At 68.6% G+C, this 20,660-nt stretch carries 21 protein-coding genes and 1 pseudogene; 8 read left to right on the top strand and 14 right to left on the bottom strand.

Annotation, left to right across the window (positions count from 1 at the left end):
- Positions 1 to 14: 14 nt before the first annotated feature.
- Both miaA and BCM27_RS11410 read right to left on the bottom strand, forming a co-directional pair.
- Positions 15 to 950 carry a tRNA (adenosine(37)-N6)-dimethylallyltransferase MiaA gene (gene miaA, locus BCM27_RS11415; RefSeq protein ID WP_004019385.1) on the bottom strand — a complete coding sequence of 312 codons (936 nt, stop codon included), beginning with the start codon at positions 948 to 950 and terminating at the stop codon, positions 15 to 17.
- Positions 947 to 1,726 (bottom strand): class III extradiol ring-cleavage dioxygenase family protein, encoded by a 780-nt coding sequence (locus BCM27_RS11410; protein ID WP_004019384.1) that lies wholly within the window; start codon positions 1,724 to 1,726, stop codon positions 947 to 949. Before BCM27_RS11410 ends, miaA begins: the two co-directional genes overlap by 4 nt.
- A gap of 331 nt (positions 1,727 to 2,057) precedes the next feature.
- Here BCM27_RS11410 and BCM27_RS11405 point away from each other — a divergent pair, with 331 nt between their 5' ends.
- Entirely contained in the window at positions 2,058 to 3,461 is a 1,404-nt protein-coding gene (locus BCM27_RS11405; protein WP_033203456.1) for a DUF349 domain-containing protein, read from the top strand.
- A gap of 94 nt (positions 3,462 to 3,555) precedes the next feature.
- Here BCM27_RS11405 and BCM27_RS11400 read toward each other — a convergent pair whose 3' ends face one another.
- Positions 3,556 to 4,140 carry an Rv2732c family membrane protein gene (locus BCM27_RS11400; RefSeq protein ID WP_051987147.1) on the bottom strand — a complete coding sequence of 195 codons (585 nt, stop codon included), beginning with the start codon at positions 4,138 to 4,140 and terminating at the stop codon, positions 3,556 to 3,558.
- Here BCM27_RS11400 and BCM27_RS26360 point away from each other — a divergent pair.
- Positions 4,094 to 4,201, top strand: a pseudogene (locus tag BCM27_RS26360) (pentapeptide repeat-containing protein); the annotation flags it as partial. The gene BCM27_RS11400 and the pseudogene BCM27_RS26360 sit on opposite strands and share 47 nt — an antisense overlap.
- A 62-nt stretch (positions 4,202 to 4,263) precedes the next feature.
- Here the strand turns inward: BCM27_RS26360 and miaB are convergent.
- Positions 4,264 to 5,802, bottom strand: a complete 1,539-nt coding sequence (miaB, locus tag BCM27_RS11395) for a tRNA (N6-isopentenyl adenosine(37)-C2)-methylthiotransferase MiaB (RefSeq protein ID WP_033203552.1) — start codon at positions 5,800 to 5,802, stop codon at positions 4,264 to 4,266.
- Positions 5,803 to 5,936: 134 nt separating this feature from the next.
- Here miaB and BCM27_RS11390 point away from each other — a divergent pair, with 134 nt between their 5' ends.
- Genes BCM27_RS11390 through BCM27_RS11375 form a run of 4 tightly spaced genes read left to right on the top strand, consistent with a single transcriptional unit; the run spans position 5,937 to position 9,239 of the window.
- Positions 5,937 to 6,665, top strand: a complete 729-nt coding sequence (locus BCM27_RS11390) for an amino acid ABC transporter ATP-binding protein (RefSeq protein WP_167550915.1) — start codon at positions 5,937 to 5,939, stop codon at positions 6,663 to 6,665.
- A gap of 1 nt (position 6,666) precedes the next feature.
- Complete coding sequence (locus BCM27_RS11385) at positions 6,667 to 7,659, top strand: glutamate ABC transporter substrate-binding protein (RefSeq protein WP_004022867.1); 993 nt, start codon at positions 6,667 to 6,669, stop codon at positions 7,657 to 7,659.
- A 15-nt stretch (positions 7,660 to 7,674) separates the two neighbouring features.
- Positions 7,675 to 8,352, top strand: a complete 678-nt coding sequence (locus BCM27_RS11380) for an amino acid ABC transporter permease (protein ID WP_004022866.1) — start codon at positions 7,675 to 7,677, stop codon at positions 8,350 to 8,352.
- Positions 8,349 to 9,239: an amino acid ABC transporter permease gene (locus tag BCM27_RS11375; protein ID WP_068884376.1), complete on the top strand. Its 891-nt coding sequence runs from the start codon at positions 8,349 to 8,351 to the stop codon at positions 9,237 to 9,239. Before BCM27_RS11380 ends, BCM27_RS11375 begins: the two co-directional genes overlap by 4 nt.
- Positions 9,240 to 9,254: 15 nt before the next feature.
- Here BCM27_RS11375 and BCM27_RS11370 read toward each other — a convergent pair whose 3' ends face one another.
- The 7 genes from BCM27_RS11370 to pgsA form a co-directional block, all read right to left on the bottom strand.
- A complete protein-coding gene (locus BCM27_RS11370; protein ID WP_004022864.1) occupies positions 9,255 to 9,803 on the bottom strand; it encodes a regulatory protein RecX in 549 nt (182 codons plus the stop codon).
- An 8-nt stretch (positions 9,804 to 9,811) separates the two neighbouring features.
- Positions 9,812 to 10,855, bottom strand: a complete 1,044-nt coding sequence (recA, locus tag BCM27_RS11365; RefSeq protein ID WP_004022863.1) for a recombinase RecA — start codon at positions 10,853 to 10,855, stop codon at positions 9,812 to 9,814.
- A 198-nt stretch (positions 10,856 to 11,053) separates the two neighbouring features.
- Entirely contained in the window at positions 11,054 to 11,248 is a 195-nt protein-coding gene (locus BCM27_RS11360; RefSeq protein ID WP_004022862.1) for a DUF3046 domain-containing protein, read from the bottom strand.
- Positions 11,239 to 12,447: a glycosyltransferase gene (locus BCM27_RS11355; protein ID WP_004022861.1), complete on the bottom strand. Its 1,209-nt coding sequence runs from the start codon at positions 12,445 to 12,447 to the stop codon at positions 11,239 to 11,241. Before BCM27_RS11355 ends, BCM27_RS11360 begins: the two co-directional genes overlap by 10 nt.
- A gap of 37 nt (positions 12,448 to 12,484) precedes the next feature.
- Entirely contained in the window at positions 12,485 to 13,300 is an 816-nt protein-coding gene (gene pspA / locus BCM27_RS11350; protein WP_033203461.1) for a phage shock protein PspA, read from the bottom strand.
- Between the two features lie 143 nt (positions 13,301 to 13,443).
- Positions 13,444 to 13,821, bottom strand: coding sequence for a helix-turn-helix domain-containing protein (locus tag BCM27_RS11345; RefSeq protein ID WP_004021857.1), 378 nt, complete (start codon positions 13,819 to 13,821; stop codon positions 13,444 to 13,446).
- 146 nt (positions 13,822 to 13,967) lie between these two features.
- On the bottom strand, positions 13,968 to 14,669 hold the full coding sequence (gene pgsA, locus BCM27_RS11340) for a CDP-diacylglycerol--glycerol-3-phosphate 3-phosphatidyltransferase (protein WP_004021858.1): 702 nt from the start codon (positions 14,667 to 14,669) through the stop codon (positions 13,968 to 13,970).
- 163 nt (positions 14,670 to 14,832) lie between these two features.
- Here pgsA and BCM27_RS11335 point away from each other — a divergent pair, with 163 nt between their 5' ends.
- Together BCM27_RS11335 and BCM27_RS11330 are read left to right on the top strand one after the other, a co-directional pair.
- On the top strand, positions 14,833 to 15,348 hold the full coding sequence (locus BCM27_RS11335) for an amino-acid N-acetyltransferase (protein WP_004021859.1): 516 nt from the start codon (positions 14,833 to 14,835) through the stop codon (positions 15,346 to 15,348).
- A gap of 2 nt (positions 15,349 to 15,350) precedes the next feature.
- Complete coding sequence (locus BCM27_RS11330) at positions 15,351 to 15,635, top strand: YciI family protein (protein WP_004021860.1); 285 nt, start codon at positions 15,351 to 15,353, stop codon at positions 15,633 to 15,635.
- Between the two features lie 37 nt (positions 15,636 to 15,672).
- Here the strand turns inward: BCM27_RS11330 and BCM27_RS11325 are convergent, their stop codons facing one another.
- The 3 genes from BCM27_RS11325 to BCM27_RS11310 all read right to left on the bottom strand — a co-directional run bounded on the left by BCM27_RS11325 (position 15,673) and on the right by BCM27_RS11310 (position 20,652).
- On the bottom strand, positions 15,673 to 16,719 hold the full coding sequence (locus tag BCM27_RS11325) for a TerC family protein (RefSeq protein WP_004021861.1): 1,047 nt from the start codon (positions 16,717 to 16,719) through the stop codon (positions 15,673 to 15,675).
- 219 nt (positions 16,720 to 16,938) lie between these two features.
- Positions 16,939 to 19,938: an FtsK/SpoIIIE family DNA translocase gene (locus tag BCM27_RS11320; RefSeq protein ID WP_110117415.1), complete on the bottom strand. Its 3,000-nt coding sequence runs from the start codon at positions 19,936 to 19,938 to the stop codon at positions 16,939 to 16,941.
- A gap of 81 nt (positions 19,939 to 20,019) precedes the next feature.
- Positions 20,020 to 20,652 carry a TIGR03085 family metal-binding protein gene (locus tag BCM27_RS11310; protein WP_004021864.1) on the bottom strand — a complete coding sequence of 211 codons (633 nt, stop codon included), beginning with the start codon at positions 20,650 to 20,652 and terminating at the stop codon, positions 20,020 to 20,022.
- Positions 20,653 to 20,660: the final 8 nt, after the last annotated feature.

Genomic DNA, 20,660 nt, shown 5'->3' with positions numbered 1-20,660 from the left:
TCACGGACAACAGCCTACGGGGCGTCGCCGGCGACGACACACAGCGCTCGGTCGAGGAGGTCGGGTGCGGCGGCGTCGAGCCACACGGCCCGATGATCGCGCCGAAACCACGACCGCTGCCGCCGGACGTACCGCCGGGTCCCGATGAACGTCAGTTCCTCGGCCTGCGCGAGGTCGTATTCGCCGTCGAGGGCCGCGAGCACCTGCTTGTAGCCGATCGCCTGCGAGGCCGTGCGCCCGTCCCGCAGGCCACGGGCACAGAGCTCCTCCACCTCGTCGACGAGACCCTGCTCGAACATCGCACTCGTGCGCCGTCGGATGCGGTCGTCGAGTTCCTCGGTGTCCCGGTCGAGGGCGAGGATGATCGTGCCCCACCGCGGCTCGCCGATCGTCGGCTGTGACGCGGCGAACGGCGCACCGGTCAACTCGACCACCTCCAGCGCTCGCACGATGCGGCGGCCGTCGGTGGCGAGGATGGTCGCCGCCGCGGCCGGGTCTACCGACGCGAGCAACCGGTGCATCGCGCCCACCCCGCGCTCGTCGAGCATGTCCTCGTAGCGCCGCCGTACGTCGGGATCGGTGGCCGGGAACCGCCAGTCGTCCAGGAGTCCCTGGACGTACATCATCGATCCGCCGACGATCACCGGGACCCGGCCCGCGGCGCGCAACCGGTCGACGTCGGCCCGCGCGGCCTGTTGATAACGCGCGACGGTCGCCACCTCGGTCACGTCGAGCACATCGAGCTGATGGTGCGGGATGCCGCGGCGCTCGCCGGGCGGGAGCTTGGCCGTTCCGACGTCCATGCCCCGGTACTGCTGCATGGCGTCGATGTTCACGATCTCCCCGCCGAGCCGTTCGGCCAGGTCGAGGGCGAGGTCGGATTTGCCGCAGGCAGTCGGCCCGACGACAGCGATCGGGGTGGGAGCCGACGGGAGGGATGCCTCGCTCACTGAACACGTCCGCCGCGGTCGACGGTCCACGTCGCGACCGCATACCCCACCCCGAAGGGCGCGTCGGCGAAGTCGAGCACGGCCCGGACCGAACGGTCGCCGACGAGGCCGGCCGAAACCTGCCACGCGACCCGGCCGCCGACACCCTCGACATCGCACTGCTGCTGATCGAGTGCCGTCAGCGCCGCGGTATCCGCCGCACCGAGCGCCGCGACGACCGTGTCGTTGAGCGCCACCGCCGACTCCCGACGACCCCCGCCCGGGGCCTTGTCGGTGAGCGCGGTCGACCCGTCCCCCACCACGAGGACACCGACCCGCTCCGTCCCCTCGTCGAGCCGCGCGGACAATCCGGCACCGAGGGCCACGCACTCCGCGGGCGGCGTCGTCGAACCGACACTGCACACCTGCAGGGGTCCGAGCGCCATCCGCTCCGCAAGCCAGCCGGCGATGAGAATCGACAGACTCATCCGACGCGACGCACCGTCGGGGGCCGTATCCCCCGTGGCCCCAGTGATCATCGGGGTCACCGTGTCTGTCGCGACCGGGACGTCGACGCCGAACCGCGCAAAGGTCCCCCGGACCGGCTCGCACACCGGACCCGCGGTCGGCGCGTCGGCGGCGCCGAGAGCCACCCACCGGTCGATGCCGTTGTCGCGCACCGTCGCCACCGCGTCGAGCACCGCCCGACGCACCGGTTCGGTGTCGGAGGCGGCCGGTCCGGCCAGTTCGGGAACGAGCAGAGGAGCACTCGGAACGAAGACGAGGGCCGCAAGCACACCACGACGCTAGTCGAAAACAAAGCGCCCGCTCGCTCCGCTCCCGGCGCCCGGACATTCGGCCCGCTCGCTCCGCTCCCGGCGCCGGGACATTCGGCCCGCTCGCTCCGCTCCCGGCGCCGGGACATTCGGCCCGCTCGCTCCGCTCCCGGCGCCGGGACATCCGGCCCACGACCCACCAACTCGGCACGGACGCCACATCGACGGGCCTGAACTGCTTGAATGGAACGGTACTTCTCGGCGATCGCGGGCATCGGATGCCCGGCGGGAGCCGACTCCAGCGACCGGCAGCCGTGACGCGCGGCACCACTGAGCGGCAGGACACGTGCACATGACCAACCCGACCGAATCGGCACCCGCGACCGGATCGTCCGCCCCGGGCGACGCTTCACCCGACACCCAGCCGGCGCAGGCAGGCCAGAGCTCACCGACACCCGCGCCCAAACCCGGCCCGCGCCCCAAACCCGGCCCGCGGCCGGGCGTCGCATCGGAGCCGGTCGTCACGCACCTGGTCACGGCCGATCCGCACCGCTTCGGCCGGATCGACGAAGCGGGCGTCGTGTGGCTCAAGACCGAGGACGGCGAACGCGAGATCGCGTCGTGGCAGGCCGGGACGGTCGAAGAGGGACTCGCGCACTTCGGACGCCGGTTCGACGATCTGGCCACCGAGGTCGAGATCCTCGAGGAACGACTCAGCGCCCGGTCGGGCGACCCGCGCAAGGCGCAGGGTGCCGCCAAGCATCTGCTCGACGAACTGCCCAACGCGCATGTGATCGGTGACGTCGCCGCGCTGCAGCGCCGGCTCGAGGCCATCGTCGGCAGCGCCGACGAGGTCGCCGAGACGATCCGCGCCGAGCGCGAGAAGAACCGCGCCGAGGCGGTCGCCCGCAAGGAGGTGCTGGCCACCGAGGCCGAGCAGATCGGCGCCGACGCGACCAACTGGAAGAGCGCGGGCGACCGGTTGCGCGAGATCCTCGACGAATGGAAGTCCATCAAGGGCGTCGACCGCAAGACCGACGACGCGCTGTGGAAGCGCTACGCGAAGGCGCGCGACGCGTTCAACCGCCGGCGCGGTGCGCACTTCGCCGAACTCGACCGCGAGCGCGCCGGAGCGAAAGAACGCAAAGAGGCGCTGATCGCCCGCGCCGAGGAGCTGTCCGGCTCGACCGACTGGGGCCCGACGTCGGCGAAGTTCCGGGAACTGCTCGGCGAGTGGAAGGCCTCGGGACGCGCACCGCGTGACACCGACGAGGCGCTGTGGCAGCGGTTCAAGGCCGCCCAGGACGTGTTCTTCGGGGCGCGCAACGCGGCATCGTCGGAGCGCGACGCCGAGTTCAGCGCGAACGCGACCGCCAAGATCGCGCTGCTCGACGCCGCCGAGAAGGCCATCGACCCGGCTGCCGACCTCGACGCCGCCCGGCGCGAGTTCCGGTCGTTCCGCGACCAGTGGGACGAACTCGGCAAGGTCCCGCGCGACCAGATGCACAGCCTCGAGGCCCGGGCGCGGGCACTGGAGAAGCGCATCCGCGACGCCGAGGACGCGCAGTGGCAGCGCACCGATCCCGAGGCGCTGGCGCGGGCGGCGCAATTCGCCGATCGCGCAGCGCAACTCGAGGATCAGGCACGCAAGGCCGCCGAACGCGGCAAGGACCGGGACGCCGCGAAACTGCGCGACCAGGCGGCGCAGTGGCGCGAGTGGGCCGACGCCGCCGAGAACGCCGTCACCGACCGCTGAATCCGCCGACCGCTGAATCCGCTGACCGCCGACCCCGGTCGGGGTTCGGCGGTCAGTTGTCGGTGGTCAGATCTCGCTGGTCACATCTGCGCGGTCAGGGCTGCTGCGGCTTCTTGTGGTAGAGGGCCGAGGCGTAGGCCTCCTGCTCGGCGGCCTGGCGTCGGCGTTCGTCCTCGAGGGCGAGCTGGTACGAGCTACGTGCCCACACCACCCGCGACCAGTGGAACGTCAGTACGAAGACCGCGATCCAGCCGAGTACGAGCCCGACGCCGACGCCCGAGGGCGGCTCGACGCCACCGACTCCCGGGGTGTTGCGCGACCACCACGCCAGCATCCCGGCGACGCATGCGATGGCGCACCCGCACAGCGCGATCCAGGCCAGGAACCAGCGTCGGGTGAGCAGCGCGAGCATCGAGACGACGATGCCGAAGATCGTCACCAGATAGACGAAGATCCGCGAGACGATCGTGACGCGTTCGGCGGCCGCCTCGGGTGTGAAGGTGAGCACCTCGAGGCCCGTCACCGAACCGGTGTGCGGCAGCACCATCGACACCATGGCCAGGACGACGGCCACGGCGACGACGACCGCACGGGCTCCCGGATCGATCTCGCCGGCGACCCGGCGTTCGGCCTTGCGCAGGTCCCGCTCGTACTGCTCGAACGTCGACTTCTCGGTCACGGACTTCTCGAACGCCGTCTTCTCGGGGTCGGGCTTTCCCGGGTCGGACTTGCCGGGGTCGGACTTGCCGGGGTCGGACTTGCCGGGGTCGGACATGGTCATCGCCTCACTTCGTGATGGTGGTCAGCTGCCGCAACCGGTACCGCAACCGGCGTCGGCCTCGATCGGGGCCGGGGCGGGGGCACCGACCCCCGGCAGCCCGAGCCCGACGCCGACGGGCGCGGTGGTGGGGGTACGGCTCTGTTCATGCGCATCGCCGGCGCGGGTCCGACGGTGCGCGAGGACGCCGGAGTCGGCGATCAGATGGTGCGGCGCGGCCGCGGTGAGCTGCGCGTGCACGATGTCGCCGGGGCGGATACCCGCCGCCGTGCCGGGTGCGAAGTGCACCAGCCGGCCGTCGCGGGCCCGTCCGGTCATGCGCTGGGTCTTCGCCGACTTGCGACCCTCGTCGGCGACGACGAGCAGTTCCACCTCGGTGCCGACCAGCGCCTCGTTCTCCGCCAGACAGATCCGCTCCTGCAGGGCGATGAGCCGTCGGTAGCGGTCGGCCACCACGTCGGGCGGGACCTGCTCGGCCATCGTCGCCGCGGGGGTGCCGGGGCGGGGCGAGTACTGGAAGGTGAACGCGCTCGAGAACCGGGCCCGTTCGACCACGTCGAGGGTGGCCTGGAAGTCCTCCTCGGTCTCGCCGGGGAAGCCGACGATGATGTCGGTGGTGATCGCCGCATGCGGCATGGCCTCGCGGACCTTGTCGAGGATGCCCAGGAACTTGGTCTGCCGGTAGCTGCGGCGCATGGCGCGCAGGATGCGATCGGACCCGGACTGCAGCGGCATGTGCAGCTGCGGACACACGTTCGGCGTCTGCGCCATCGCCTCGATCACATCGTCGGTGAACTCGGCGGGATGCGGTGAGGTGAATCGGACGCGTTCGAGTCCCTCGATGTCGCCGCAGGCGCGCAACAGTTCGGCGAAGGCACCCCGGTTGCGCGGCTGGTCGGGATCGGCGAAGGACATGCCGTAGGCGTTCACGTTCTGTCCGAGCAGGGTGACCTCGACGACGCCCTGGTCGACGAGAGCCTGCACCTCGGCGAGCACCTCACCCGGCCGTCGATCGACCTCCTTGCCGCGCAGCGACGGCACGATGCAGAACGTGCAGGTGTTGTTGCAGCCCACCGACACCGAGACCCAGCCCGAATAGGCGGAGTCGCGCTTGGCCGGGAGGTTCGAGGGGAACCGCTCGAGTGCGTCGAGGATCTCCACCTGGGCGGCGTCGTTGTGGCGGGCGCGATCCAGCAGCGCGGGCAACGAACCGATGTTGTGCGTGCCGAACACGACGTCGACCCACGGGGCCCGCGACAGCACGGTGTCCTTGTCCTTCTGGGCGAGGCAGCCGCCGACGGCGATCTGCATACCCGGCCGGTCGGACTTGACCGGCGCGAGATGCGACAGGTTGCCGTACAGCTTGTTGTCGGCGTTCTCGCGGATGGCGCAGGTGTTGAAGACGACCAGATCGGCGGCGTCGTCCTCGGCCGCGCGCACGTACCCGGCGTCCTCGAGGAGACCGGCGATCCGCTCGGAATCGTGGACGTTCATCTGGCAGCCGTAGGTACGAACCTGATAGCTGCGCGCGGCGGGTGCTGCCTGCTCAGGCCGATCCGACAACTCGATACTCACTCTTACGAGGGTACGGGGCGCAAGCAAATCGACTCCCACAGGACACCCGGATGCACGTCGGCGGATAGGGTTCCCCAATGACCATTTCGCCGAGCAAGTCCGCGGACCCCGGGTCCAAGCCGATGATCGCGATGCGCGGGGTGCAGAAACACTTCGGGTCGTTGCACGTCCTCAAGGACATCGATCTCGAGGTGCCCGCCGGCCAGGTCGTGGTGGTCCTCGGACCCTCGGGTTCGGGCAAGTCCACCCTGTGCCGGACGATCAATCGCCTCGAGCCGATCGACGACGGCGAGATCCTCGTCGAGGGTCAGGTCCTGCCGGCCGAGGGCAAGGATCTCGCCCGCCTCCGCGCCGACGTCGGGATGGTCTTCCAGTCCTTCAACCTGTTCTCGCACAAGACAATTCTCGAGAACGTCACCCTCGCACCGATCAAGGTGCGCAAGAAGAGCAAGGACGAGGCCGGTAAGCGCGCCCTCGAACTGCTCGAACGGGTCGGCATCGCCAGCCAGAAGGACAAGTATCCCGCCCAGCTCTCCGGCGGCCAGCAGCAGCGGGTGGCCATCGCCCGCTCGCTGGCGATGGACCCCAAGATCATGCTGTTCGACGAGCCGACCTCGGCGCTCGATCCGGAGATGGTCAACGAGGTGCTCGACGTGATGGTGTCCCTCGCGAAAGAGGGCATGACGATGGTGGTCGTGACCCACGAGATGGGCTTCGCGCGCAAGGCCGCCGACCGCATCATCTTCATGGCCGACGGGGCGATCATCGAGGACTCCGATCCGGAGGCGTTCTTCAGCAACCCCTCGACCGACCGTGCCCGGGACTTCCTCGGCAAGATCCTGGGGCACTGACATGAGACAGGTACGCACCGCCGGGTTGATCCTGGCAGTCGGCGCACTGCTCGCCACCGTGCTGTCGGCGTGTGGCAGCACCGAACCCCGCAACCTGCTCGACTCCATCCGCGAGGGCTCGGTCGTGCTCGGCGTCAAGTTCGATCAGCCGGGTCTCGGTCTGTACGAGCCGGACGGCAACGTCGAGGGCTTCGACGCGTCTGTGTCGCGGTACGTGGTGAACCACATCGCCGACGACCTCGGTGTCCCCCATCCCGAGGTCACCTGGCGCGAGACGCCGTCGGCACGACGCGAGGCGATGATCGACAACGGCGAGGTCGACCTCATCGCGGCCACGTACTCGATCAACGCGGCCCGCTCGAAGAAGGTGTCCTTCGGCGGCCCCTATCTCGTCACCTATCAGGGCTTGATGGTGCGTGCCGACGACAACACGATCGACCAGCTCGCGGACCTCGACAAGGGCAAGAAGCTCTGCTCGGTGACCGGTTCGACGCCGGCGCAGAACGTCAAGGCACAGCTCCCCGCGGTGCAGTTGCAGGAGTACGACTCCTATTCGGCCTGTGTCGAGGCGCTGCGCCGCGACAAGGTCGACGCGGTGACCACCGACGAGGCGATCCTGGCCGGCTACTCCAACTTCTGGGAGGGCGAGTTCAAGCTCGTCGAGATGACCTACCTCAAGGACGCCTGCGTCAAGGACGCCCTGAAGACCGCGGGCAGCCCGTTCTCGACCGAGCGCTACGGCGTGGGGCTCGCCCTGGACGACACCGCCTCGCAGGACGCGGTGAACAAGGCGCTCGACGCCATGCTCGCGCCCGCGGTCGACGGCGAGTCGGCCTGGAACGCCGCATTGCGCGAGGCGCTCGGCAACCCCTACGTGGACGAGATCATCGCCCGTGCCGACCGGCCGGACTCGAAGTTCCCGTATCTCCCCGATCCCGGCGATCTCGACTTCCTCGACTCGCCCTCCACCCCGTGCCCGCCCGGGCTCCAGTGAGCGACGGAGCAACCGATGAATGACGTCTCTCTGTGGGAAAGCATGGGTCCCGAACTGTGGCCCGCCTTCTGGGTGACCATCCAGTTGACCTTCTACTCGGCGATCGGCTCGCTGGTCTGGGGCACGATCCTCGCCGCCATGCGCGTCTCCCCCGTGCCGGTGATGCGCGGATTCGCCGAGGTGTACGTGAACATCGTCCGGAACACACCCCTGACCCTGGTGGTGTTGTTCTGTGCGATCGGCCTGTATCAGAACCTGGGACTCACGTTCGCGCCGACGATCGCGTCGAACAACTTCTGGCTCGCCGTCCTGGCCTTCGTGCTGTACACGTCGACGTTCGTCTGTGAGACGTTGCGGTCGGGATTCAACACGGTCCCGCTCGGCCAGGCCGAGGCTGCTCGTTCCCTCGGTCTGTCATTCGCGCAGGTCTTCGGGATCATCGTGCTGCCGCAGGCGATCCGGTCGGTGATCGGTCCGCTGGGCAGCGTCCTGATCGCCCTCACCAAGAACACCACGGTCGCCTCGGTGATCGGTGTCGCCGAGGCGGCGGCCCTGATGAAGACCGAGATCGAGACCTACTCCGATCAGCTGTTCGTCATCTTCGGCGTCATCGCAGTCGGGTTCATGATCATCACACTCAGCGAGGGTGCCGTCTTCGGCTACCTCGCCAAGCGACTGGCGGTGAAACGATGAGTGCCGACTCGACCGTTCTCTACGACGCGCCGGGACCACGCGCCCGGGCCCGCAACCGCCTGCTCGCGATCGCCTTCCTCGCGATCCTGGCCGCCATCGCGATCTACGTGATCGTCGTCCTCGCCGCCAACGAACAGTTCACCGCCGAGAAGTGGTCGCCGTTCGTCACGTGGAGCACCTGGACCGGCTACATCTTGCCGGTCCTGTGGCGAACCCTGGCTGCCGCGGCGGTGTCCATCGTGCTGTCGCTGCTGCTCGGGGCCGTCCTGGGCATCGGTCGGCTCTCCGACCACCTGTGGGTGCGGACGCTCTCGGGGTTGTTCGTCGAGGTCTTCCGTGCCATCCCGGTGCTGATCCTGATGGTGTTCACGTGGTTCCTGTTCGCCATCTACGGCATCTTCCCGTCGTCGTTCCTGGCGTTCGCGGCCGTGGTCACCGGTCTGACCCTCTACAACGGGTCGGTCATGGCCGAGATCCTGCGGTCGGGAATCAACTCGCTGCCCAAGGGCCAGACCGAGGCGTCGATGGCACTGGGGCTGCGCAAGAGCCAGATGATGCGCATCGTCCTTCTGCCGCAAGCGATCACCGCGATGATGCCCGCGCTGATCTCGCAGATGGTCGTGGCATTGAAGGACAGCGCGCTGGGCTACATCATCGGGTACTCCGAGGTGGTGCGCAGCGGCCTGCTCTCGGCATCGCGCTACGGCAACTACATCCCCGCGCTGATCGTCGTCGCCATCATCATGATCCTGATCAACTTCGGGCTTTCGACCTTCGCCACCGCTCTCGAACGACGGCTTCGGCAAGGGCGCCGGTCGTCCGGGCGGCCCGCGGACCCCGAGGCGACGGAACTCGCAGCGTCGGAGAACATGCCGACCGGTAGGTAGTACGAGGTGAGGCGCTCAGCCGCTGCGAAGCGCACTGAGCGCCTCACCCACGACCTCGAAGGCGAGGGACTGGGAATACCCGCGCCGCACCAGCATCCCGACGAGGCGACGCATCGCCTTGTCACGCTCGGCGCGATCATCGCCGATACGGTCGACGACCGAGGGTGTGAGTTTGCGGGCCACCAGACCGGACGCGATCTCTCGTTCGTCGTCGGGGTCGATATCGGCCAGCGCCTCGGAGATGATCGACTCGTCGACGCCCTTGGTGCGCAATTCATGCCGTAGCGCCACGCGTCCCTTACCGGAATTGAGGTGCCGGGACCGCACCCACTCGGACGCGAACTCTTCGTCGTCGAGCAGCTTGTGCTGTTCCAGGCGTGCCATCACCTCGTCGACCACCTCGGGTTCGAAACCCTTGCGCGTCAGCCGATCCCGCATCTCTTGCCGAGAACGCGCACGGACCCCGAGCAGCCGCAACCCCGAGTCCCATGCGCTGGGTCCCTTGCGGTCGGGATCACTGTCCCGCCGCCTGCGCGTCTGCTCGGGGTCCGATGCCTCGCTCAAGAACTACCTCAGAATTCGACCGGGGCCGGGGCGATGTCGTCGGCGTCGACCGTGGCACCGATGCCCAGCTTCTCCTTGATCTTCTTCTCGATCTCGTCGCGGATGTCGACGTTCTCGAGGAGGAACTTACGGGCGTTCTCCTTGCCCTGACCGAGCTGATCGCCCTCGTAGGTGAACCACGAGCCGGACTTGCGGATGAAGCCCTCCGCCACGCCCATGTCGATCAGCGAACCCTCCTTGCTGATGCCCTGGCCGTAGAGGATGTCGAACTCGGCCTGCTTGAACGGCGGTGCGACCTTGTTCTTCACGACCTTGACGCGCGTCCGGTTACCGACCGCGTCTGTTCCGTCCTTCAGGGTCTCGATCCGACGGACGTCGAGACGCACCGAGGAGTAGAACTTCAACGCCTTACCGCCCGTGGTGGTCTCGGGCGAACCGAACATGACGCCGATCTTCTCGCGCAGCTGGTTGATGAAGATCGCGGTGGTCTTCGACTGGCTCAGTGCCGAGGTCATCTTGCGCAGCGCCTGGCTCATCAGACGGGCCTGCAGACCGACATGGCTGTCGCCCATCTCGCCCTCGATCTCGGCCTTGGGGACCAGCGCGGCCACCGAGTCGATGACCAGGATGTCGAGAGCGCCCGACCGGATCAGCATGTCCGCGATCTCGAGAGCCTGCTCACCGGTGTCGGGCTGGGACACCAGGAGCGCGTCGGTGTCGACACCGAGCTTGGCGGCGTAGTCGGGATCGAGTGCATGCTCGGCGTCGATGAACGCGGCGATGCCGCCCTGCGCCTGGGCATTGGCGACCGCGTGCAGGGCGACGGTCGTCTTACCCGACGACTCCGGGCCGTAGATCTCCACGACGCGGCCGCGGGGCAGCCCGCCGATGCCGAGGGCGACGTCGAGCGCGATCGACCCGGTGGGGATGATCTCGATCGGCTGACGGGTCTCCTCGCCGAGCCGCATCACCGAGCCCTTGCCGAAGTTCTTGTCGATCTGCGCGAGGGCGAGGTCGAGAGCCTTCTCGCGGTCTTGGGGCGCAGGTGCCATGGGAGTTCTCCTCGGTTGTGAGCCGGATTTCCGGCGGGCGGTCTGTGCGGTCCGGGCGTTCATGTGATGAAAGGTAGCCGGTGGGTCCGACAACTCTTCAGACGCAGACGCGGCCCGTGTGGTTCCGTCTGGTTTCACCTCTGGGCACCAGGATGGACGAACACCTGTTCGATGGCAAGTGCGACACGCGGTCGCGTGTCACCAGCGGTGGCGCGGCACGTCGAAGTCGCGACAGATCGCGACCCAGACGTCGCGCGGGTCGACCCCGTCGTCGATCGCCTGGGCGCCGGTACGGCCGCCGACATCGATCAGGATGTGATCGGACAGGATCGAATCCGCCGAGGGCACACCGAATTCGGCGGTCATCAGCTCGGTGAACTCGGTCAGACGCACGGGTCCAGCCTAGGGGACGACGCCAGGACCCGATGCGCCACCGCCACCGGGTCGACGACGTCGGTCACCGACTCCCCGATCGCGCCCGCGGCTCGGGCGTACGCCGGATCGTCGAGCACCGCGCGCACGGCCTCGGCGACGGCGACCGAGGTGACCGGGCGGACGACGCGGCCTGCGCCGGCACGCCGGATGCGCGTGGCGAGCTCCCACTGGTCTCCCCCGCCGGGCACCGCGACCACCGGCACCGATGCCGTCATCGCCTTGGCGAGGATGCCGTGCCCGGAACCGCAGATCAGCAGATCAGCGTGGGTGAGCACCTCGTCCTGCCGGCCAGCTCCGACGGTGATCAGTCGGCCGTCGAATCTCGCGAGGTCGGCGTCGGCCGGGTACCGCAGCCCGGAGACCACCACTCGAACCGTCCTGCCCAGCGAGGCGGGCGACAGCGCGTGGAGGGCCGCGCCGAGCATGTCGGCGGCACCGGTCTCGGCCGTCGACGGTGCGACGACGACGAGCGGATCGTCCCCGGCCGGCACGGCGAAGAGCTCGTCGGTCGGCTCCCACACCAGGGGCCCGACGAGATGCGCGGCCGCCGGCCAGTCCGGTCGCGGGACCTCGAGCCCGGGCAGGGTGGCGATCAGGCGCGCTGATGGCTCCGCATCGGCTGCGCCCAGACCGATCGAGCGTCGGGCGACCTCACGCTGCAGCACGCCCTGTCGGATCGACGACGCGGTGGCCGCCCGCATCAGTGTGTCGCGCAGCCGACCCCCGAAGCCACGGCCCGGCTCGAGTCCGGAACCGATCGGCGGCAATCCCCGGGACGGCCGGTACAGCGGATGCGGGGACAGCTCGAGCCACGGAAGGCCACCCAGCTGGGCAGCCCAGCCACCGCCCACCGTGATGACATCGGAGATGACGAGTTCGGTACCGGCCGACTGCATCGGCCCGACGAGTTGCCGGGCCATCCGGGCGGCACGTGCGCTCAGCTTGGCCCCTGCGTCGGTGTCGTCGTCGGAGTCCTCGGCACGCAATCCGGGCAGTTCGGCGATCTCGATCCCCCGGCGACGCGCGGCGTCCGACCACCCCAGGGAGGTGAACACGATCGGATCGTCACCGGCCGCGCGAAATCGTTCGGCGAGCGCGAAGGCCGGAAAAGCGTGCCCGGCGTCGGAACCCGCGACGATCGCGACGCGGACGGGCACGTCGCGACCGCCTTCCGGACGCGTCAGCTCGACCGCGTCAATTCTGCTGGGGCGGTTCGGTGGTCGGCGGCGCGGCCTGGGTCGCGGGCTTCTGCAGGCCGGGTGCGGTGGCACCGCCCGAGGGCAGCGCGTCGCCGCGCATGCTGGCGCGGATCTGCTCGAGGCGAGAGTGACCGGCCATCTGGACGCCGGCCTGCTCGACCTCCTGCATGCGGCCCTGGACGGAGTTCTTGGCCAGTTCGGCCGAACCGAGCGCGTTGGCGTAGCGGCGTTCGATCTTGTCGCGGACCTGATCCAGGCTCGGCGTGTTGCCGGGGACCGACAGTTCGCTCATCTGGTTGAGCGAGGCCGAGACCTGTTCCTGCATCTTGGCCTGCTCGAGCTGGCTGAGCAGCTTCGACCGCTCGGACAGCTTCTGCTGCAGGATCATCGCGTTGCGCTCGACGGCCTTCTTGGCCTGATCGGCGGCCTGCAGCGACTGATCGTGCAGGGACTTGAGATCCTCCACGCTCTGCTCGGCGGTCACGAGTTGCGCCGCGAACGCCTCGGCGGCATTGGTGTACTCGGTCGACTTCTGGGTGTCACCCGCCGCGGCGGCCTGGTCGGCCAGGGTCAGGGCCTGACGCGTGTTGGCCTGCAACCGTTCGATGTCCTCGAGCTGCCGGTTCAGCTTCATCTCGAGCTGGCGCTGGTTGCCGATCACCGAGGCCGCCTGCTGCGACAACGCCTGGTGCTGGCGCTGGGCGTCTTCGATGGCCTGCTGGATCTGGACCTTCGGGTCTGCGTGCTCGTCGATCTTCGCGTTGCCGAGTGCTGTGAGGTAGCGCCACAACTTCACGAACGGGTTCGCCATGCTCGTCGTACTCCATTCCGGGGTCTGAGAACTCTGGTGACCAATCTAGCGTCTGTGAGTCCCGGGTGATTCGGTGTCGTTCGGATGGTGCAAACCGGCGCCCGTCGGACCGTACACACGGCGTCCTTCGGCGGAACCGGGGATCAGGCAGCGGCCAGAGCCGTCGCATCACGCCGCCCGGTGGGCGCGGGGATGACGACCTTGGTCGCGGTCAGGCCGGCGTCTGCGGCATCCACACCGGCGGTGTCGCCCATCGGCTCGGCGCCGACCACGACCGGTTCGGCACCGGCCGGACGCATGGCGCTCCCGACCTCGAGGAGGAGGTCGGCGATCTCCACGTCGAGCGCATCGCAGATCGCGGCGAGCAGTTCGCTCGACGCCTCCTTCTGCCCGCGCTCGACTTCCGAGAGGTACCCCAGACTCACCCGCGCTCCGGTGGACACCTCGCGGAGGGTTCGGCCCTGTTGCGTGCGGACCCGACGCAGGCTGTCGCCGAGCGCCTCGCGTAAGAGCATCGCCATCGAGTCTCCTCCCTACTGACCTTCTCGCCACGCACACCTGACGGTGGCGCGTCTGCTGCCCTAGCCAACGCTTCGCGGCGTCGACGAGTTCCCGCAGACCGACCGGTGGGGTCACCGAAGCACCGTCTGGTCGACGATAGTCGAACTCAGCGGCCGCCGCCGGTTCCTCCCACAGCACGTCGTCGCGCTGCCGACGGTTGCGGTTCCGGATCATCGCGATCGGACCGGACCTTGATGGCCTGCCAGGTGTAGTCCAGCCCGGTGTAGATCGTCACCACCACCGCGAGTCCCATGAGGATGTCGGCGGCGACCTGCCACGGACCGCCCAGCGGGAGCAGGTAGAGGCCGATGGCGAGCGCCTGCAGCAGCGTCTTCAGCTTGCCGCCCCGGCTGGCCGGGATGACCTTGTGCCGCAACACCCAGAAACGCAGCGCGGTCACCCACACCTCGCGGGCGACGATCACCACGGTCACCCACCACGGCAGGATGCCGAGGATCGACAGGCCGACGAGCGCACCGCCGATCAGCGCCTTGTCCGCGATCGGGTCGGCGAGCTTCCCGAAGTCGGTGATCAGGCCACGCTGCCGGGCGATCATCCCGTCGTAGCGGTCGGTCAGCGCCGCGACACCGAAGACGATCGTCGCGATCGCGCGCCACAGCGTCGACTCACCGGACTCCATGAACAACGCCACGAGGAACACCGGGACCAGGACGATGCGGAAGACGGTGAGCGCGTTCGCGATGTTGACCACCGGCACCGGGTCGACCGGGTCGGTGATGTGATCGGGCCCGCGGCCGACGTTGGCGATGCCCTTCTCGTCGACGGCCCGCCTGATCCGGTCGGTCATGAGCTCGTCCCCGATCGCGGCGTCATGCCGCAGTTCGGGGCAGTCCTCATGTACACGCCCATCAGGGTATCGGCAGGCCCGGTGAACGTGGTGAACAGGTCGGTCCTGCGCGCCGCGCCGGCGTGGACGGCGCGCGCGCCGGACAGGACTAAAGTGGATTCCCATGCCCCCCGCCGAACACGTCGTCGTCCGTCGTGCGCGCACCTCCGACGTCCCGCGGATCAAAGAACTGATCGATCAGTACGCCGGCAAGATCCTGCTCGAGAAGAATCTCGTCACGCTCTACGAGTCCGTCCAGGAGTTCTGGGTCGCCGACATCGACGGGGTGGTCGTCGGTTGCGGTGCGCTGCACGTGCTCTGGGCCGACCTCGGCGAGGTCCGCACCGTCGCCGTCGACAACGCGCACGCCGGGCGGGGCATCGGCCACCTGCTCGTCGACCGGCTCATGGCGGTCGCGCGGGAGCTGCAGCTCTCGCGCGTCTTCGTGCTCACCTTCGAGACGACCTTCTTCGCACGCCACGGATTCGCCGAGATCCAGGGCACCCCCGTCACGCGGGAGGTCTTCGAGGAGATGTGCCGGTCGTACGACACCGGCGTCGCGGAATTTCTCGACCTCAGCTATGTCAAACCCAACACCCTGGGCAACACCCGGATGCTGGCAACCATCGAGCAGGAGTGACCATGCCGTTCTTCGCAGTGCAGTACACCTACCGTCCCGCCAAGGCCGCCCTGCGGGATCAGCACCGGCCACTGCATCGTGAGTGGCTCGCCGAGGAACACTCGGCCGGGAACGTGTTGATCGCCGGCCCGTACCCCGACGGTTCGGGCGCACTCATCGTCATCCGCGCCGCCGACCTCGAGGCGGCCGAGGCGTTCCTCGCCAATGATCCGTTCCAGGCCCATCAGGCAGTGGACGCCATCCGCATCGACGAGTGGACGCAGGTGTTCGGGCCGTTCCCGGCCTGACCCGCGTCCACCCGTCGATCCGGGACGGACCGACCGGTCAGAGGTCCTTGGTCTTCGGCGCCGGGGTGTCGGAGCCGGTCGGATCACCGGCGGACTCGACCTCCGGCGTCTTGGCCATCCCACGGCTCTTGATCAGGCTGGCCACCGTCGTGATCACCAGGACACCGAGGATCACCGACAACGACAGGGCCGTCGAGATCTCGGGGACCGCCACGTGCTCGCCGCCGTTGATGAATCCCAGGGTGTTCTCGTGCAGGGCGTGCAGCACCAACTTGACGCCGATGAACGCGAGGATGATCGACAGGCCGATGGACAGGTAGACGAGACGATCGAGCAGTCCACCGATGAGGAAGAACAGCTGACGCAGACCCATCAGCGCGAACGCGTTGGCGGTGAAGACGAGGTAGGGCTCGGACGTGAGTCCGTAGATCGCCGGGATCGAGTCGAGCGCGAACAGGACGTCGGTGAAGCCGATGACGATGAGGACCATCAGCATCGGGGTCGCGAGGCGCTTGCCGTTGACGCGGGTGAACAGCTTGTCGCGGTCGTACGAGTCATGCGTGCGCAGGTAGCGCTTCACAAAGCGCTCGAGGCGCGTCTCGCGCTCCTCCTCGTGCTCGACCGGGTCGTCGCTCTCGCGGAGCAGCTTGACGGCGGTGAAGATCAGGAACGCGCCGAACAGATAGAACACCCAGCTGTAGGCGTTGATCGCGGCGGCGCCGACGGCGATGAAGATGCCGCGCATGACCAGGGCCATCAGGATGCCCAGCAGCAGGACCTTCTGCTGGTACTCCTTGGGCACCGCGAACTTCGCCATGATGATGACGAAGACGAACAGGTTGTCCACCGAGAGGGCCTTCTCGGTGACGTACCCGGCGAAGTACTCACCGCCGAAGGTGGAACCCCAGTTCCACCAGACGAAGAGACCGAAGATGACGGCGAAGCCGATGTAGACCGCCGACCAGATGCCCGACTCCTTCAGCGACGGCGCGTGGGGCACGCGCACGTGGGTGAAGAAGTCGAACACGAACAGTCCGAGGATCACCGCACAGGTGATCAGCCATACGGACAGCGACACATCCATTCCATACCTCCAGCAGGCAGCATGAGCTGACGAGCCAGAGGTCTCTCCCACCGAACGGGGGCCGACGCTCCGGGTCCCGGCCGCGACGATGATCGGCATCGTCGGGGGTCGTGACCGTATTGACGGAGACGCCGCTTTGGGGATACTCCCCTCATGGATCTTCGGCCACCATATACAAACCGCCGGTGACGCGCAGAAACCGCTGGTCAGGCGAATGCGTCAGGTGTCGGAACTGTCCGTTTCGCCGTCCCCGCCGGTGATGGAGGCGATCACGCCGGCGAGATCGTCGGGCTTGACGAGCACCTCCCGCGCCTTCGATCCCTCGCTGGGTCCGACCACTCCACGCGTCTCCATCAGGTCCATCAGCCGGCCGGCCTTCGCGAAACCGACCCGCAGCTTGCGCTGCAGCATCGACGTCGAGCCGAACTGACTCGACACGACCAGTTCGATGGCCTGCAGGAGATCGTCGAGGTCGTTGCCGATGTCGCTGTCGATGTCCTTCTTGTCGCCGGCCTTCGCCGCGGTGACGCCCTCGGTGTACTCCGGCTCGGCCTGCTCCTTGGAGAAGTCGACGACCGCCGCGATCTCCTCGTCGGTGATGTAGGCGCCCTGCATGCGGATCGGCTTGTTGGCGCCCATCGGCAGGAACAACCCGTCGCCCATGCCGATCAGCTTCTCCGCACCCGGCTGGTCCAGGATGACGCGTGAGTCGGTCAGCGACGACGTCGCGAACGCCAGCCGCGACGGCACGTTGGTCTTGATCAGACCGGTGACCACGTCGACCGACGGGCGCTGCGTCGCGAGCACCAGGTGGATACCGGCGGCGCGCGCCTTCTGGGTGATCCGCACGATGGCGTCCTCGACGTCGCGCGGCGCGGTCATCATCAGGTCGGCGAGCTCGTCGACGATGGCCAGGATGTACGGGTACGGCTTGTAGACGCGTTCGCTGCCCAGCGGGGCGGTGATGTCACCGGACCGGACCTTCGAGTTGAAGTCGTCGATGTGACGCACGCGCGAGGCCTTCATGTCCTGGTAGCGCTGCTCCATCTCCTCGACGAGCCACGCCAGGGCCGCGGCGGCCTTCTTGGGCTGGGTGATGATCGGCGTGATGAGGTGCGGGATCCCCTCGTATGGGGTGAGCTCGACCATCTTCGGGTCGATGAGGATCATCCGCACCTGCTCCGGGGTCGCCCGGCTGAGCAGCGAGACGAGCATCGAGTTGACGAAGCTCGACTTGCCCGAACCGGTCGAACCGGCGACGAGCAGGTGCGGCATCTTCGCCAGGTTCGCGCTGACGAAATCACCCTCGATGTCCTTGCCGAGGCCGATCACCAACGGATGCTTGTCTTTTCGGGTCGACGGCGAGTTCAGCACATCGGCGAGGCGGACCATCTCGCGGTCGGAGTTGGGGACCTCGATGCCGACCGCGGACTTGCCGGGGATGGGCGCGAGCAGGCGGACGTTGTCCGTCGCCGCGGCGTAGGCGATGTTGCGCTGCAGCGCAGTGATCTTCTCGACCTTCACGCCCGGGCCGAGTTCGATCTCGTAGCGCGTGACGGTCGGGCCGCGGGTGTATCCGGTCACCGCGGCATCGATCTTGAACTGCTCGAGCACCCCGGTCATCCGGTCGATCATGTCGTCGTTGGCGCTGCTGCCCATCTTGGGCGGATCGCCCTCGAGGAGCAGATCAGGCGGCGGCAGTCGATAGTCCCCGTCGCCCGTCGGGTCCGACGGGATGAACGCCTCGTCGTCCGCACTCTCGTCCGCGGGGTCGGGCTGGGGTTCCGGTTCGGGTGCTGGGCGCGGTGCCGGCCGCGCGGTCGCCCGCCGGGCGGGGGTGGTACGGGTACGGGGGCTCGGTGCGATCACCTCGGTGACCTGATCGGTGACTCCACCGGGGGCATCCGCGAAATTCTCGGTGACGGCCTCCTCGAGCGGTGCGGCGTCGGCGACGTCGGTGGGCTTGCGCCGCGCCGTTCGTCCCGAGGTCCGCGCGGGCGTCGAGTCCGGCGGGTAGTTGTCGTACGGGTTCGACGAGTACGGGCGGCGCCGGGACCGCGATGCGAGGGCGTCGGAATCCCAGCGGTCCGACTCGGCGTCCGCATCGCCGCCGGCCGGATCGCCGAAGTCGGGATCCTCGTAGTTCTCGGCGTCGGTGTCCCACGCCTCCGCGTCCCACTCGTCGTCGTCCCAGGGCGCGTCGTCGGCGCGCCCCACCCCGAGACCGAGGTAGCCCGCGGCGGCGTCCACCACCTCGCGGACGGTTCGTCCACTGAGGATGAGCACGCCGAATGCCATGCACAGCAACAAGATCGGGACGGACACCCAGGCGGTGACACCCGCCGTCAACGGTGTGCCGACGGCGAAACCGACGAACCCGGCGGCCTCGGAACGGCCCGGGAGATCAACCGGCGCCCCGGCGACGAGGTGCATCAGACCCAGCAGCGGCAGGACCACGAGGAATCCGCCCGCCAGGTAGCGACCGCGTCGCTCCGGAGCAGCCGGGCGTCGCATCAGGACGACGGCCAGCGCGAGCAGACCGACCGGCACGACCACCGCCGCGGTGCCGATCACCGCACGGATGAGGGCTTCGATGAAGGCGCCCACCGGGCCGGCCGCGCCGAACCAGACGCTGGCACCGACGAGCAGGCCGAAGGCCAGGAGTCCGAGCGCGATTCCGTCACGTCGATGGGTGTGACCGCCGGCGCGGGGCCGACCACGCTCGTCCACCCCGGCGTCGTCGTCGAACAGGTCCGCATCGAAGTCCGCGTCGTCGCCGTCGTCGAACTCCCCGACCACATCCGTGCGCGGCCCGCGCCCGACGCCCGAACCCGCCCGTGCGGCACTTCCGACTCCGCGCGCGAACAGCGACCACCCGGCGCCGATGCCCTTGCCGACCGCGGACGCCCCGGCCGCGGCGACCGACCGGCGATGCAGGTCCACCGACTCGGCGGGCGCCGATCGTGCAGTGGAGCGGGAGCCGCCTCGCGAGGCCCCGGCCTTCGACCTCGTGGTACCGCCGCTCTTCGGCTTGCCGGTGGACTTGCCGCTCCTCGAGGCGCCACCCTTCGAACCGCTCGTCGAGCGCCGGCCGGCGGTCGGATTCCCCGAGGTCGAACTCCCGCGCGTCGAGCCACCGCGTGCGGAACCGCCGCGTGTGGAGCCGGCGGCGCCGCGCGAAGAGGACGCGCGCGTACCCGTGCTTGCCTTCGAAGCCATACGGACAGACTAGTGGGCGGCGATCACATCAGTCACACGGGCAACACGGACAACGGGGTACGTGTCGAAGTTGTGACCGCTTTACAGACCCCGGGAACTCGCTCGGACACCTGAGATCGCCGAGTCGTCGCCGGTGAAGGTGACGTCGACGGGGGAACGACCGAACGCGAAGAGCACCAGCTCACCGATCCGGCCGGTGACGACGACCTCCTCGCCCGATCCCGCGGTGACGAGGTCCTCACCGTCGGGGGTACGCAGCGTCACCCGGGCCGGGACCTTCTTGAGCGTCATCTTGCCCATCGACTTCGCCGGAGTGCGCAGCTCCGCCTCGAGTTCCGGGGTCAGCGCCCGCGGGGTCCAGGGGCCGTCGGGATCGGCGCCGCCGCGCAGGACGTCCTCGTGGTGGACGAACATCTCGGCCAGATTGGCGAATCGGTCGACCAGTTTGAACGGCGAGAAGACCGGTGGCCCCGACGCCAGCAGCGCGAGTTGCTCATCCCAGTCCTTCGACGTCGCCTGGACCCGCACTTTCTCGGTGTGGCCGGCGAAGGCGGGGATGAGGATGCCCGGGCCGGTGTCGGGTCGTCGCTCGCGGACGACGAGATGGGCCAGGAGGTCGCGGGTGGTCCAACCCTCACACAGGGTGGGCGCGTCGGGACCCACCTTCGCGAGGGTCTCGACGAGGGCTGCTCTTTCGTTCTGTGCACCGGTCACACGACCAC

The sequence above is a fragment of the Gordonia terrae genome (assembly GCF_001698225.1).
GTDB lineage: Bacteria > Actinomycetota > Actinomycetes > Mycobacteriales > Mycobacteriaceae > Gordonia > Gordonia terrae.
Note: the sequence above shows the minus strand (reverse complement) of the source record. Positions and strands in the feature narration are given on the sequence as shown.

What these genes read in the sequence shown, in the direction of transcription:
- BCM27_RS11320 (WP_110117415.1), bottom strand. Translation starts at nt 19,938, where the DNA reads ATGGCTTCGAAGGCAAGCACGGGTACGCGCGCGTCCTCTTCGCGCGGC.
- BCM27_RS11345 (WP_004021857.1), bottom strand. Translation starts at nt 13,821, where the DNA reads ATGGCGATGCTCTTACGCGAGGCGCTCGGCGACAGCCTGCGTCGGGTC.
- BCM27_RS11335 (WP_004021859.1), top strand. Translation starts at nt 14,833, where the DNA reads ATGCCCCCCGCCGAACACGTCGTCGTCCGTCGTGCGCGCACCTCCGAC.
- BCM27_RS11380 (WP_004022866.1), top strand. Translation starts at nt 7,675, where the DNA reads ATGAATGACGTCTCTCTGTGGGAAAGCATGGGTCCCGAACTGTGGCCC.
- BCM27_RS11330 (WP_004021860.1), top strand. Translation starts at nt 15,351, where the DNA reads ATGCCGTTCTTCGCAGTGCAGTACACCTACCGTCCCGCCAAGGCCGCC.
- BCM27_RS11385 (WP_004022867.1), top strand. Translation starts at nt 6,667, where the DNA reads ATGAGACAGGTACGCACCGCCGGGTTGATCCTGGCAGTCGGCGCACTG.
- pspA (WP_033203461.1), bottom strand. Translation starts at nt 13,300, where the DNA reads ATGGCGAACCCGTTCGTGAAGTTGTGGCGCTACCTCACAGCACTCGGC.
- BCM27_RS11390 (WP_167550915.1), top strand. Translation starts at nt 5,937, where the DNA reads ATGATCGCGATGCGCGGGGTGCAGAAACACTTCGGGTCGTTGCACGTC.
- BCM27_RS11325 (WP_004021861.1), bottom strand. Translation starts at nt 16,719, where the DNA reads ATGGATGTGTCGCTGTCCGTATGGCTGATCACCTGTGCGGTGATCCTC.
- BCM27_RS11375 (WP_068884376.1), top strand. Translation starts at nt 8,349, where the DNA reads ATGAGTGCCGACTCGACCGTTCTCTACGACGCGCCGGGACCACGCGCC.
- BCM27_RS11405 (WP_033203456.1), top strand. Translation starts at nt 2,058, where the DNA reads ATGACCAACCCGACCGAATCGGCACCCGCGACCGGATCGTCCGCCCCG.
- pgsA (WP_004021858.1), bottom strand. Translation starts at nt 14,669, where the DNA reads ATGACCGACCGGATCAGGCGGGCCGTCGACGAGAAGGGCATCGCCAAC.
- recA (WP_004022863.1), bottom strand. Translation starts at nt 10,855, where the DNA reads ATGGCACCTGCGCCCCAAGACCGCGAGAAGGCTCTCGACCTCGCCCTC.